The following is a 12,368-nucleotide window of genomic DNA, read 5'->3' as shown; positions in this document are numbered from 1 at the left end:
ACATGGCGAAAAGAAAACAGGCTACAGCTGCTCGTACCCGTCGTCGTGACCGTAAGAATGTTGAAGTCGGCGTAGCACACATCCGTTCTACATTCAACAACACGATTGTGACGATCACTGATCCACACGGAAACGCGATCTCTTGGTCCAGTGCTGGTTCCCTCGGTTTCAAGGGTTCCCGCAAAAGCACTCCATTTGCTGCGCAAATGGCTGCTGAAGCGGCTGCTCGTGTTGCGATGGAACACGGCATGCGTTCTCTTGAAGTATCAGTAAAAGGCCCAGGTGCTGGTCGTGAAGCTGCGATCCGTTCCCTGCAAGCTACTGGTCTTGAAGTGAACATGATTAAAGATGTGACGCCAATTCCGCACAACGGTTGCCGTCCACCAAAACGTCGCCGCGTGTAACTGGTTTATATCGTTCAGAACATGTCCATACTAGAATGGTAAATTCTGATTTATAGCTTGTCATGCACGCAAACGGTAAACCGCCGGGGAAATTCCTGAGTGGGCACGTATGCGGCCCACCCAAGGATTTCGACGTTTTGAAGGAGGGTTTGTTTAATGATAGAAATAGAAAAACCAAAAATCGAGGTTGTGGAAGTTAGCGACGATAACTCGTATGGAAAATTTGTTGTAGAACCTCTTGAGCGTGGATATGGAACTACCCTTGGCAACTCGCTGAGACGAATCTTACTTTCGTCCTTGCCAGGCGCGGCAGTTCGTACCGTGCAAATCGATGGGGTTCTTCACGAGTTCTCTACGGTGGAAGGCGTCGTTGAAGATGTAACCGAGATCATCCTGAACATCAAAGGCTTGGCGCTGAAGATCCATTCCGATGAAGAAAAAGTAATCGAGATCGATGCAGAAGGCGAAGGCGTTGTCAAAGCGGGAGATATCCGTGCTGACAGTGATGTGGAGGTCTTAAACCCTGATCTTCATATTGCAACGTTGGCGAATGGCGGTCGTCTGCATATCCGCATGACAGCTGGACGTGGTCGTGGTTATGTTCAATCAGATGGAAATAAATCGGAGGATCTCCCAATTGGTGTGATTCCGATTGATTCGATCTACACGCCGATCAAGCGCGTTAACTATCAAGTGGAAAATACCCGTGTAGGGCAAATGACCAACTATGACAAGTTAACCCTTGAGGTTTGGGCAAACGGCAGCATCAGTCCGGAAGAGGCCGTTAGCCTCGGCGCCAAAATCATGACGGAACACCTGAACCTGTTTGTCGGTCTGACCGACGAGGCGAAAGATGCTGAAATCATGGTAGAAAAGGAAGAAGACAAGAAAGAGAAAGTGCTCGAGATGACTATCGAAGAGCTCGATCTTTCTGTTCGTTCCTACAACTGCTTGAAGCGTGCCGGTATCAACACCGTGCAAGAGCTGACGCAGAAGACCGAAGAGGACATGATGAAAGTGCGCAACCTGGGACGCAAATCTCTGGAAGAAGTTCAAGAAAAGTTGGCTGAGTTGGGCCTGTCCCTCCGCAGCGACGACTAGAGCCAGTAGAATACCCGTAAGCACGCTCTGTTCTCTCGAGTAAGAGGGAGGTAAGAACATGGCACAACGTAAATTGGGTCGTCGTAGCGATGCACGTAAAGCGCTGTTCCGCGACTTGGTAACTGACCTGATCATCAACGAGCGCATCGTAACTACAGAGATGAAGGCGAAAGAACTGCGCCCAATCGCTGAGAAAATGATCACGCTCGCGAAACGTGGCGATCTGCACGCTCGTCGTCAAGTAGCTGCTTTCGTTCGTAACGAAGTAGCGAACGAAGAAGGCCGCGATGCAGTTCAAAAACTGTTCGATGAAATCGCTCCTCGCTTTAAAGAGCGTAACGGCGGATACACTCGTATCCTGAAAGCCGGCCCTCGTCGTGGCGATGCTGCACCGATGGCTTACATCGAATTCGTTTAATAGATCCATACAATCTGGTCGTTATACCAAGAACTTGGGACTCGTTCCCCTTTCTTGGAGACTACCGCGAAAAGGGTGGGGGCAGATCTGGTCATAGGCTGGACTCTGATTCAACCCTTTTTTCCTTTATGGAGAGAAAAGCGGATTCCCTGTGAAGGCTGGGGAGGATGTGAACGCCTCATGAAAGAGGAAAGCTTGCTGGCATTTCGAGATGTTTCTTTTTCGTATGATGGCGAAGAAGGACAGCGAATACCTGTACTCAAAAGCGTGGACCTGACGATCGAGAAAGGCTCGTTTGTCTCTGTACTGGGGCACAACGGGTCTGGGAAATCTACGTTGGCAAAGCTTATGAATGCGTTGCTTTTGCCAGAGAAGGGCACCATCATCGTCAGTGGTTTCGATACGAAGAACGAAGAAATGCTCTGGGAGATCCGCAGGCATGTAGGAATGGTCTTTCAAAATCCGGACAATCAGATTGTCGGAGCCACGGTCGAGGATGACGTGGCATTTGGCCTGGAGAACATGGGAGTGGATCCCGGGGAGATGCGTAAGCGGATTGATGAAGCACTTCACTCGGTTGGGATGGAAAAGTACTTGATGGCGCAGCCGCACCGTTTATCAGGCGGACAAAAGCAGCGCGTGGCTATTGCAGGAATCATGGCGATGAGGCCATCTCTCATCATTTTGGATGAGGCGACTGCGATGCTTGATCCACAGGGGCGACAGGAAGTCATGGACTTGGCCAGACGTTTGAATCGAGAAGAAGGCATCACGATCATCAACATTACGCATTTTCCGGAAGAAGCCGTCTTTTCTGATCATGTGACGGTCATGAATGCAGGAGAAGTCCTGCTGGAAGGTTCGCCACATGACGTATTCAGCCAGGTAGAACGGCTCCAATCCGTAGGGCTGGATGTACCGTTTGCTGTTCGGGTACGCCATGCGCTTGCCACGAAAGGAATCGAACTACCGTTTGTACTGCACCAAGAGGAGCTGGTGGAGCACGTATGCAGATTACTTTTGACAAAGTAAGCCATATCTACGGCAAAGGAACGCCGTTTGAACGACTTGCCTTGCAGGAGATTTCCTTGACGATTCCTTCAGGTTCCTTTGTAGGCATTATTGGGCAAACTGGCTCCGGTAAATCCACCTTGATCCAGCATTTGAACGGGCTGCTTTCCCCGTCTTCAGGCCGTATACAGCTGGGGGATGTGGAAATTACTTCTTCTAAGCGTATGCCGCATGCGAGACGTCGGGATATCGGTTTGGTTTTCCAGTATCCTGAGCATCAACTGTTTGAAGAGACGGTAGCGAAAGACGTCTCGTTTGGACCACTGAATTTTGACTTACCCGTGGAAATGGTTGAATCACGGACACGGGAGTCACTCGAAGTGGTCGGGCTTGATTACGAAACGATCAAGGATCGTTCGCCCTTTCAATTGAGCGGCGGACAAATGAGACGTGTGGCGATTGCTGGTGTGCTGGCAATGCAGCCAAAGGTGCTGGTTTTGGATGAACCGACGGCTGGGCTTGATCCTGCCGGTCGCAAAGCGATTCTGGAAGGGATCTACCGCATTCATCGCGAACAGGGGCTGACGACCTTGCTGGTTACACACAGCATGGAGGAGGCAGCAAGCTATGCGGATTACTTGCTCGTGATGGCTGACGGAAAGGTCGCTCTGCAGGGAACACCTCGCGAAGTGTTTGAGCAGGTAGATTTGTTGAAACAGCTGTCTCTTGATGTACCGGAAACTGTCGCATTGGTTTCCCGGATGAATCAATCGTTGCCGGACAACGAGCATTTGCCGCACTCCCTTTATCGGGAAGAAGAGCTGATTGACCATCTGCTGAAACGGCTGTCCGTGCCAAAGGAGCGTTAGGCATGCTACAGAACATTGCGATCGGTCAGTACGTACCAGGACAGTCCTTTCTTCACCGCGCGGACCCGCGAAGCAAGCTGCTCTTTATCATCCTTTTTGCTACGTTGGTATTTTTGGCGAACAATGCGTTCACCTATGCGGTCCTTATCGTGTTTACCCTGATCACGGCCTTGCTGTCCAGACTTTCGCTCTCTTATATTTTGAAAAGCTTGAAGCCGGTCTGGATCTTGATTCTGTTTACCGTTGTCCTTCATATTTTCATAACAAAAGGTGGAACCGTTTATTATCAATGGGGAAGCTTCACGATTGAGGAAGAGGGAGTGCGTCAAGCTATCTTTATTTCCTTGCGATTAGGACTTCTCATTTTGATCAGTTCCTTTTTGACGTTGACGACGTCGCCTATTGATTTGACGGAAGGCTTGGAGCGACTCTTGGGACCCTTTGGGCGAATCGGCGTACCGGTCCACGAGATTGCGCTGATGATGTCTATCGCGCTCCGTTTTATCCCAACGCTCATGGAAGAGACGGACAAGATCATCAAAGCGCAGACAGCAAGAGGAGCCAACTTTAGCAGTGGCAGCCTTCTACGCCGTGCGAAGAATCTCATTCCCATCGCGATTCCGCTGTTTATCAGCGCGTTTCGTCGTGCCGAGGAGCTCGCTTTGGCGATGGAGGCGCGTGGATATCGAGGAGGCGTCGGGAGGACAAGGCTGAACAAGCTGGCATTTTCCTGGCGGGATAGCTGCGTGGCTGCCGCGGGTATTGTGCTGTTGTTTGTGATAGGGTGGTGGCGTTCTTGAGACGGCTAAAATGTGTCGTAGCTTATGACGGTACCGATTTCAGCGGTTTTCAGGTACAGCCTGATCAGGTGACGGTACAAGGAGAGATTGAGGCAGCTCTGCAGCGTATTACGGGCGAAGAGATCCAGATATCTGGGTCGGGACGTACCGATGCGGGCGTTCATGCGCGAGGCCAGGTCATTCATTTTGACACGGCTAGTCATATCCCTCTGGAAAAATGGGGGTTTGTGCTGAACAATCAATTGCCGGATGCGATCGTCATACGTTCCGTGGAAGAGGTAGAACCGACCTTTCACGCGCGTTTTGATGTACAGGTAAAGGAATACCGCTATTGCATCGACAACCGTCCCGTAGCCGATGTGTTTCGGCATCGATATGCGGATCATATTCGCTTTCCTCTGGATGTAGAGGCGATGCAAAGAGCTGCGCGCCATCTGGTAGGTGAACACGACTTTACGTCTTTTTGCTCGGCAAAAACCTACGTAGAGGACAAGGTCCGTACGGTTTATGGTCTGACTGTCGAGCGCACGGGGGACGAAGTCTGGGTGACGTGTCGGGGAAACGGCTTTTTGTACAACATGGTCAGGATCATTGTAGGGACATTGGTGGAAGTCGGACAAGGCAAACGTCAGGCCGATGAGCTAATGGACATTCTCGCCGCGTGTGACCGGGAGAGGGCTGGAAAGACAGCTCCTGCCAAAGGTCTGACGATGTGGGAAGTCGTCTATTAGGTTCTCAATTTCCAGTTAATAGAGCAAGTGCAGGCACTTGACTCTGACCCTTCACATGTAGTACGATAATCCTTGGTATTTTAACCCCGCTAGCCCCACTCTAGCCCCGGTGTTGAAAGACAAGTTCGTGATGAAACACCTGGAAGTGTTGCTCACCCGTTACGTAGCAATAACTTCCATTTGCAAGTTTTGATTGAATTGGTTATAAGTAAATGTGAATTGTGTAAGGTAAGATATTTAGGAGGGACAAACATGCGTACCACATATATGGCGAAACCGCTCGAAGTTGAGCGCAAATGGTACATCGTTGACGCAGAAGGTCAAACGCTTGGCCGTCTGGCTAGCGAAGTAGCTTCGATCCTGCGCGGCAAACTGAAACCTGAATTTACTCCTCACGTTGATGCTGGCGATTTCGTAATCGTAATCAACGCTGACAAAGTAAAACTGACAGGTAAAAAACTGCAAGACAAAATCTACTACACTCACTCCCTGTATCCAGGTGGTTTGAAAAAGACCACTGCTGGCGACATGCTGAACAAGCGACCAGATCGTCTGTTCGAATTGGCTGTAAAAGGTATGCTGCCTAAAAACAGCCTGGGACGTCAAATGTTCACCAAGCTGAAAGTATACGCTGGAACTGAGCACCCACATGCAGCACAAAAACCAGAAGCTTGGCAAATCCGCGGTTAAGGTAAAGGGAGGAAATATACGTGGCACAAGTACAATACTACGGTACAGGTCGTCGTAAGCACTCCGTAGCACGCGTTCGCCTGGTTCCAGGTGAAGGTCGCATTGTGATCAACAAGCGTGAAATGGACACTTACTTTGGTTTGGAAACATTGAAATTGATCGTAAAACAACCACTCGTTCTGACTGAAACTCTTGGTCGTTACGATGTTCTGGTTAACGTAAACGGCGGCGGAACCACTGGTCAAGCTGGTGCAATCCGTCACGGTGTGGCTCGCGCTCTGCTGAAAGCAGATCCAGAACTGCGCGGCGCTCTGAAACGCGCTGGCTTCCTGACTCGCGACCCTCGTATGAAAGAGCGTAAAAAATACGGCTTGAAAGCAGCTCGTCGCGCACCTCAATTCTCCAAGCGCTAATGGTTGCTTTCCAGATACAACCCCTTGTCTGTTCGCAGGCAGGGGGTTTTTCCTTTTGGTTTAGATGGTCATATTTGTCCACCTTTGTCCATATGATGGATACGAGAATGGGACAAAGGGGACGGTACACAGTGACACGAAAAGGGATAGGCTGGATTTTGGCTTTCGCGCTGCTGGTGGTGTTGTTCACTTATGAGGCACCGGATCGCTCCTCCTGGACAGCTTGGTCGCTTCCTCTTGCGGGGACAGTGATTGCCATCGATGCCGGCCATGGGGGAAAGGATGGGGGCGCCACGTCGGCTACAGGAGAAGTTGTAGAAAAAGACGTTACGCTTGCCATCAGTATGTACTTGCGTGATTTTCTCCAGCAATCAGGTGCCTATGTCATCATGACGAGGGAAGAAGACAAAGATTTGGCGTCACCAGAAGCAGATGCAAACCGAAAACGCAAATCAGAGGATATTCGCAACCGGGTCAAGCTCGTCAATGAAAACACACCGGATTTTCTGATTAGTATTCACGTCAATTCGATTCCCTCCCCCAAATGGTCGGGTGCCCAAACCTTTTACTCGCCTGGCTTTAAAAAGAGCGCAGAGATGTCTTATCTGATCCAGGACGAGATCAAGCGCGTTATCGGGAATACGGATCGGGTACCAAAGTTGACGAACAACGTTTTTCTGATCCGGGAGGTAGCTTGTCCGGCAGTACTGGTGGAGGTAGGGTTTGTCAGCAATACGCAAGAAGCAAAGCAGCTTCAATCGGTTGATTACCAGAAGGCAATGGCCAATGCCATTTATCAAGGGATTTTACGGCAATATTCCGGTGAAAAAGTCTCGGTTACACCGGAGAGCTGACGCCCGCGTGTCCCTCAGGACTGAATATGCTATAATGGACGCGCAAACATGAAAGCTACAGGGGTCATGGAAAAGACAATAGATGAGGTGAACCAAGATGTTGACCAAAGAACAAGTTCTCGAAGCACTGCGCGACGTAAAGGATCCGGAAATCAACCGCAGTCTGGTCGAACTGAATATGATTCGCGACATCCGTATAGAAGGAAGTACTGTTAGTCTGACAGTCGTTTTGACCATATCGGGCTGTCCGCTGAAGGCAAAGATTGAAGACGATGTTATCGCGGCTCTCCGCGAGCTGGGTGCAGAGGATGTCCGCCTGCAATTTGGATCGATGACAGATGACGAACGTGCTGCTCTCAGCGCACAGCTGCGTGGGGGTGGAGCTGGACAGACTCACAATATGACGCCCGGACAAGCACCGCTGCTCAATCCGATCCTGGACAAAAATTCGAATACGACCTTTATTGCGGTCACATCCGGAAAAGGTGGCGTTGGGAAGTCCACTGTTACCGTTAACCTGGCTGTCGCATTGGCTCGTATGGGCAAAAAAGTCGGTATTATTGATGCGGACATTTATGGCTTCAGTGTTCCTGACATGATGAACATCGATCAACGCCCGACCGTTATCGGCGAAACGATTTTGCCTGTTGAAAAAATGAATGTAAAAGTGATGTCCATGGGCTTTTTTGTAGAGGACAACTCGCCGATCATCTGGCGTGGTCCGATGCTGGGTAAAATGCTCCGCAACTTCTTTTCCGAAGTTCACTGGGGCGAAGAGCTGGATTACCTGCTTTTGGACTTGCCTCCTGGAACCGGGGATATGGCGCTGGACGTTCATACGATGATTCCTCAGAGCATGGAGATTGTAGTAACCACTCCTCACGCGACGGCTGCGTTTGTTGCGGCCCGTGCAGGGGCTATGGCGAAGCGTACGGGACATGAGATTCTGGGAATCGTGGAAAACATGGCGTGGTACGAAGCCAAAGACGGCTCCAAGGAATACGTCTTTGGCCGTGGTGGCGGTGCGAAGCTGGCGGAAACATTGGCGAGTGAACTGTTGGCGCAAATACCGCTGGGACAGCCGGATAACCATCCATCTGAACCGGACTACACGCCATCTATCTACCGTGAACAATCCAATATTGGTCAGATCTACATGGATATGGCGAGACGTGTCGCAGAAAAATGCGAAAGCGCCGCGAAACAATAACGAAGAAGCAAAAAGGTGGGCTCCCTGGAAAAGAGCTCACCTTTTTTGTTTCGATTACCGAGGGTTAGCTTGATTTGCCTTCGTCGCTGCTTTCGCCACCGCCGCTGTCCTTCTTACCGCCTTTTTTCGGCTTCAGCTCTTTTGGTTTCGTTAAATCCTCTTGTGCCTTCGTCATCAGCTTCAGCATTTCTGCCTGAAACAACGGGCTTTGCAAGGATTCCTTCATGATCTGCATCGTTTGCTGACGATATGCCGAGCTTTTCATTAAGTCCATCAGGTTCTTCTCGAATTCCGGATCCTTCATGACGGTGATCAGCTCTTTTTGGTATTCCGGGTCCTTCATCAGATCCTTCATGAGATTCTTTTGTTCCGTTTTCATCGACTTGGCGAGGGTACTGGCGAATTGCGGATCTTTGAAGGCTTCTTTAATGTGGGTGCTGTTTGGATTGGTCATGCTTTGGATCAAGGTGGTCCGTACTGTAGATTCGTCCAGCATGATATTCTGCTTGAACTTATCATCTTTCATCATTTTTTCCATCGATTTCTTTGCTTCGTCCGTCTGTAAAATGTCCAGCACCATGTCTTTTACGCTCTTATAGTCAGGCTGAGACGAGCCTTGCGCTTGTCCGCCGCTTGAGCATCCGGTCATAACCAAACAGACAAGTGCCAGCAGCCAAAAGGTCATCGACTTTTTTCTCATGGGGTGGACACCTCCTTCTTTGCTCTGCCTATAGATAACGTGTGCATTTTGTTTTGTTCTTACGCTAGTATTTTCTTGCATGCATTGGTACAATCATAGTCGATGTGGATGGGAGGGAATGTCTGGTGAGTTTGCGTAAGTATGGTTGGCTCTTTTTCACTACTCTGCTGCTTGGCGGATTGGGTGGTGCACTTGTTGCCTTTATTTTTGATTGGAGCAAATTAACGGAAAGCACGGTCGGCAACTTTCTGGTAGGCACTCTAATGTACATATTGTATGGAATGACGATCAGCATTGTGGCCCAAATGGGTTTTTTCGCGTATATGACGATTAATTACTTTGCAAAAACTATTTTCAAAACGCCGACATTGTGGAAAAGCGTGCAGATCTTCCTTGTTGTCTTTGTCTTTTTTGATATGATCTACCTGCGTTATACGTCTTTAGGGGAAGGCGGATCGATCGGGCCTTTTTTTATTGAGCCGATTCTCTTATTAGTCGTCTCGGTGGTGACGGCTTACGGCAAATCCAATTTGACGAACCGAACTGCTTGGATTCCCACCTTGTTCTTTATGTTTGTCGTGACATCACTGGAGTGGATTCCGGCCCTTAAAGAAACGGATGTGCACTCCACCTTGTCCATGCTGGTTCCATTATTATTTTGCAACGTCTGGCAAGTCATGCAATTGCATCGTCTGGTAAAAAGAGAAAGCTGACCCTATGCGGTCAGCTTTTTTTGTGGATTCTCCCTGATGGTTAGTTGACTTCCTTGCTCTTCATATCGGTCCCCGCAATCAGCTCAGATACGGTGACAAATTCATATCCTTGCTGACGCAGCTTATCGATGATAACGGGAAGAGCGAGATGCGTTTCTTTACAGGAATCGCTTGCATGCATGAGAATGATGTCACCGGGATGGGCTTTTGACAATACATTGTTGATGATGTTCTCTGTACCTGGGTTGGTCCAGTCTTTTGAATCTGTATCCCATTGAATGACCGTGTAGTCCATATCACCGGCAATTTGCAGGACTCGCTTGTCAAAATCACCGTTTGGCATCCGTATCAGATTGGGTTTTTTCCCAGTCATTTCGGTCAGAATGGTATCGGCCTTTCCGATCTGGGAGCGGATTTCTTCATCGGTATATTTACTGTAATTGTCATGCTTGTGGCCATGGGAGCCAATCTCGAATCCATCCTCTTTAATGCGTTTGACGATTTCCGGGTGGCGCTGACTCCATGGAGAGGATAAAAAGATGGTTGATTTGGTCACGTTTTTTGCCTTTAAAATATCCAGGATGGGGACGGTGCGGGATTCACCCCAGCTGATGTCGAAAGTTAAGGCAATCTTTTTCTCTTTGGTATCGACCTTGTAAATAGCCTGTGGCGCTTGGCTTCCTCCAGCGAAGGCAGAGATCGTATCTTGTTCTGCATAGCCAATTCCTGCTGCCATCAAAATAGCGGCAGTGATGATGAGAACTTGTTTCAAGCGTTGTGCACTCACCACGTAGATCCATCTCATGGATAAGCACCTCCTTTGTCCAATAACAGTTTATGCATGTGAGACAAGGATATTCTTTGGCCTGTTGGCTATAGTTGAGGTACAATGCATATAGTGGAATTACCAGGCTGTAAAAGGAGCGTGGCTCATGAAAAATCAATTGCGGCGGTTGTGGATTGACAATAGAGGGTTCTTCCTAGCCGCATGTTTGCTGTTTATTGGTGGTGGACTGATTGGATTTTTGCAAGCCTCTGCCGTGGAGTCAATGGTGAACCAGCTCATGGACCAGCTGAAGGAAATTGTGGAAAGAATAAGAGAAAGTGGCGGAGGTGTGCTTGCTACCTTCTGGATGATCTTTTCCAATAATGTGGTCAGCTCCTTGATGATGATGGCTTTGGGATTGTTCTTTGCATTCTTTCCCATAATTGGATTGCTGTCGAACGGGATTTTGCTCGGATTTATCCTGGCCAAAGCACAGGGAGTAAGCCCGTGGTTAATGCTTGGAGCGGGGATTTTGCCTCATGGCATTTTTGAATTGCCAGCGGTCCTTTTTGCAGCGGGGTTTGGTATTCGCTTGGGTGTACTGAGTTTTCGCTCTGTAGGCGTACTCATCCAGCCGCATAAAGGAGAAAGATTGAAAAATGATTGGTATGATACACTCAAGCAATTTCCAGTTGCCGTGCTGGCTGTTATCGGGTTGCTCCTAATCGCAGCTATTGTCGAAAGCGCGATTACACCGTATATCATTCAGGAACTGCTTGGGGGAAAGATGAAGATCAACTTGCTGAATTAGTAAGAGATGCAAGAAAAGACTCGCATATTGAAGCCTTCCTAAACGGAGGGCTTTTATTTTTGAATAGCGGTGAATTCTGATGGAAAGGATAGTGGGGAGACTCGTAAGGCGGAGGTCGATTTCATTGCTAGGGTTTTTGTTTAACACGAAAGAAGTACAGGAATTGGAGTACCTGCTAAAGCGGGAATTAGAAGAGATGCTGCTCGACTTTAGCGATAAACGGATCGACTATTTGGTTAAGCGTGCGATGGAGGAACGGTACTCTATTATGTTTCGTATGTACGCTAGAATTGCCTCTCCCAATGAGCTTTCGAAGTATGTCCGACGCAGAAAAATAGGCGACGAGAATTTTACTTGAAATCTTTTTTAAAAAACCTATTGACTCTAATATGGCGAACATGATAGATTAGTTCTTGTCCTTAAGACGACGTAACACAAACGGTGAGCTTGAGGTCATGAAAATTAACGGATGCTCTTTGAAAACTGAACAGCGAAAGCGTTGATGAGTCTATCATGAAATGATTTGCCAGCTTTGAACCAGATACAAACTTTATTGGAGAGTTTGATCCTGGCTCAGGACGAACGCTGGCGGCGTGCCTAATACATGCAAGTCGAGCGAGTCTCTTCGGAGGCTAGCGGCGGACGGGTGAGTAACACGTAGGCAACCTGCCTCTCAGACTGGGATAACATAGGGAAACTTATGCTAATACCGGATAGGTTTTTGGGTCGCATGATCCGAAAAGAAAAGGCGGCTTTAAGCTGTCACTGGGAGATGGGCCTGCGGCGCATTAGCTAGTTGGTGGGGTAATGGCCTACCAAGGCGACGATGCGTAGCCGACCTGAGAGGGTGACCGGCCACACTGGGACTGAGACACGG

At 48.9% G+C, this 12,368-nt stretch carries 16 protein-coding genes and 1 rRNA gene; 15 read left to right on the top strand and 2 right to left on the bottom strand.

Translation table 11 applies throughout. The annotated features are described in order from the left end of the window. The first annotated feature begins 2 nt into the window (after window positions 1-2). From rpsK to EDM59_RS28465, 11 genes are all read left to right on the top strand, one after another. On the top strand, window positions 3-404 hold the full coding sequence (rpsK, locus tag EDM59_RS28515) for a 30S ribosomal protein S11 (RefSeq protein WP_092277038.1): 402 nt from the start codon (window positions 3-5) through the stop codon (window positions 402-404). 156 nt (window positions 405-560) lie between these two features. Continuing rightward, window positions 561-1,505 carry a DNA-directed RNA polymerase subunit alpha gene (locus EDM59_RS28510; RefSeq protein WP_049742248.1) on the top strand — a complete coding sequence of 315 codons (945 nt, stop codon included), beginning with the start codon at window positions 561-563 and terminating at the stop codon, window positions 1,503-1,505. A gap of 58 nt (window positions 1,506-1,563) precedes the next feature. Beyond that, a complete protein-coding gene (gene rplQ / locus EDM59_RS28505) occupies window positions 1,564-1,923 on the top strand; it encodes a 50S ribosomal protein L17 (RefSeq protein WP_122926747.1) in 360 nt (119 codons plus the stop codon). Between the two features lie 180 nt (window positions 1,924-2,103). Continuing rightward, window positions 2,104-2,955 (top strand): energy-coupling factor transporter ATPase, encoded by an 852-nt coding sequence (locus tag EDM59_RS28500; RefSeq protein ID WP_122926746.1) that lies wholly within the window; start codon window positions 2,104-2,106, stop codon window positions 2,953-2,955. Further along, window positions 2,931-3,803: an energy-coupling factor transporter ATPase gene (locus EDM59_RS28495; protein ID WP_122926745.1), complete on the top strand. Its 873-nt coding sequence runs from the start codon at window positions 2,931-2,933 to the stop codon at window positions 3,801-3,803. The genes EDM59_RS28500 and EDM59_RS28495 overlap by 25 nt, the downstream gene beginning before the upstream one ends. Window positions 3,804-3,805: 2 nt before the next feature. After that, entirely contained in the window at window positions 3,806-4,603 is a 798-nt protein-coding gene (locus EDM59_RS28490) for an energy-coupling factor transporter transmembrane component T family protein (RefSeq protein ID WP_122926744.1), read from the top strand. Further along, the gene (truA, locus tag EDM59_RS28485; RefSeq protein ID WP_122926743.1) at window positions 4,600-5,334 is read left to right on the top strand and encodes a tRNA pseudouridine(38-40) synthase TruA; all 735 of its coding nucleotides are present in this window, start codon (window positions 4,600-4,602) and stop codon (window positions 5,332-5,334) included. Before EDM59_RS28490 ends, truA begins: the two co-directional genes overlap by 4 nt. A gap of 252 nt (window positions 5,335-5,586) precedes the next feature. Next, the gene (gene rplM / locus EDM59_RS28480; RefSeq protein ID WP_092277054.1) at window positions 5,587-6,024 is read left to right on the top strand and encodes a 50S ribosomal protein L13; all 438 of its coding nucleotides are present in this window, start codon (window positions 5,587-5,589) and stop codon (window positions 6,022-6,024) included. A gap of 20 nt (window positions 6,025-6,044) precedes the next feature. Then, complete coding sequence (rpsI, locus tag EDM59_RS28475; protein WP_005828788.1) at window positions 6,045-6,437, top strand: 30S ribosomal protein S9; 393 nt, start codon at window positions 6,045-6,047, stop codon at window positions 6,435-6,437. A 131-nt stretch (window positions 6,438-6,568) separates the two neighbouring features. Continuing rightward, entirely contained in the window at window positions 6,569-7,291 is a 723-nt protein-coding gene (gene cwlD, locus EDM59_RS28470; RefSeq protein ID WP_281274599.1) for an N-acetylmuramoyl-L-alanine amidase CwlD, read from the top strand. A gap of 97 nt (window positions 7,292-7,388) precedes the next feature. Beyond that, window positions 7,389-8,501 carry a P-loop NTPase gene (locus EDM59_RS28465; protein ID WP_122926742.1) on the top strand — a complete coding sequence of 371 codons (1,113 nt, stop codon included), beginning with the start codon at window positions 7,389-7,391 and terminating at the stop codon, window positions 8,499-8,501. Window positions 8,502-8,565: 64 nt separating this feature from the next. On the opposite strand, the gene gerD is transcribed toward EDM59_RS28465, so the two are convergent. Further along, window positions 8,566-9,201 carry a spore germination lipoprotein GerD gene (gerD, locus tag EDM59_RS28460; RefSeq protein ID WP_092277061.1) on the bottom strand — a complete coding sequence of 212 codons (636 nt, stop codon included), beginning with the start codon at window positions 9,199-9,201 and terminating at the stop codon, window positions 8,566-8,568. A gap of 125 nt (window positions 9,202-9,326) precedes the next feature. Here gerD and EDM59_RS28455 point away from each other — a divergent pair, with 125 nt between their 5' ends. Beyond that, window positions 9,327-9,914 (top strand): KinB-signaling pathway activation protein, encoded by a 588-nt coding sequence (locus tag EDM59_RS28455; RefSeq protein WP_122926741.1) that lies wholly within the window; start codon window positions 9,327-9,329, stop codon window positions 9,912-9,914. A gap of 40 nt (window positions 9,915-9,954) precedes the next feature. Here the strand turns inward: EDM59_RS28455 and pdaB are convergent, their stop codons facing one another. After that, window positions 9,955-10,719, bottom strand: a complete 765-nt coding sequence (gene pdaB / locus EDM59_RS28450) for a polysaccharide deacetylase family sporulation protein PdaB (protein WP_122926740.1) — start codon at window positions 10,717-10,719, stop codon at window positions 9,955-9,957. Between the two features lie 127 nt (window positions 10,720-10,846). Between pdaB and EDM59_RS28445 the strand changes: the two genes are divergently transcribed. The 3 genes from EDM59_RS28445 to EDM59_RS28435 form a co-directional block, all read left to right on the top strand. After that, window positions 10,847-11,491 carry a stage II sporulation protein M gene (locus EDM59_RS28445; protein WP_122926739.1) on the top strand — a complete coding sequence of 215 codons (645 nt, stop codon included), beginning with the start codon at window positions 10,847-10,849 and terminating at the stop codon, window positions 11,489-11,491. A gap of 124 nt (window positions 11,492-11,615) precedes the next feature. Further along, entirely contained in the window at window positions 11,616-11,849 is a 234-nt protein-coding gene (locus tag EDM59_RS28440; RefSeq protein WP_092277074.1) for a hypothetical protein, read from the top strand. A 192-nt stretch (window positions 11,850-12,041) separates the two neighbouring features. Beyond that, window positions 12,042-12,368 (top strand): 16S ribosomal RNA (locus EDM59_RS28435); the annotation flags it as partial.

The organism is Brevibacillus nitrificans, from assembly GCF_003710965.1.
In the GTDB taxonomy this organism is placed as follows: domain Bacteria; phylum Bacillota; class Bacilli; order Brevibacillales; family Brevibacillaceae; genus Brevibacillus; species Brevibacillus centrosporus.
The sequence above is the reverse complement of the archived record's forward strand: the minus strand, read 5'-3'. Positions and strand labels throughout refer to the sequence as shown.

Excerpts from the sequence above, each read along its gene's own strand:
- EDM59_RS28445 (WP_122926739.1), top strand. The coding sequence starts at position 10,847 with ATGAAAAATCAATTGCGGCGGTTGTGGATTGACAATAGAGGGTTCTTC.
- rplQ (WP_122926747.1), top strand. The coding sequence starts at position 1,564 with ATGGCACAACGTAAATTGGGTCGTCGTAGCGATGCACGTAAAGCGCTG.
- rplM (WP_092277054.1), top strand. The coding sequence starts at position 5,587 with ATGCGTACCACATATATGGCGAAACCGCTCGAAGTTGAGCGCAAATGG.
- EDM59_RS28490 (WP_122926744.1), top strand. The coding sequence starts at position 3,806 with ATGCTACAGAACATTGCGATCGGTCAGTACGTACCAGGACAGTCCTTT.
- rpsK (WP_092277038.1), top strand. The coding sequence starts at position 3 with ATGGCGAAAAGAAAACAGGCTACAGCTGCTCGTACCCGTCGTCGTGAC.
- EDM59_RS28500 (WP_122926746.1), top strand. The coding sequence starts at position 2,104 with ATGAAAGAGGAAAGCTTGCTGGCATTTCGAGATGTTTCTTTTTCGTAT.
- EDM59_RS28510 (WP_049742248.1), top strand. The coding sequence starts at position 561 with ATGATAGAAATAGAAAAACCAAAAATCGAGGTTGTGGAAGTTAGCGAC.
- gerD (WP_092277061.1), bottom strand. The coding sequence starts at position 9,201 with ATGAGAAAAAAGTCGATGACCTTTTGGCTGCTGGCACTTGTCTGTTTG.
- EDM59_RS28465 (WP_122926742.1), top strand. The coding sequence starts at position 7,389 with ATGTTGACCAAAGAACAAGTTCTCGAAGCACTGCGCGACGTAAAGGAT.
- pdaB (WP_122926740.1), bottom strand. The coding sequence starts at position 10,719 with ATGAGATGGATCTACGTGGTGAGTGCACAACGCTTGAAACAAGTTCTC.
- EDM59_RS28495 (WP_122926745.1), top strand. The coding sequence starts at position 2,931 with ATGCAGATTACTTTTGACAAAGTAAGCCATATCTACGGCAAAGGAACG.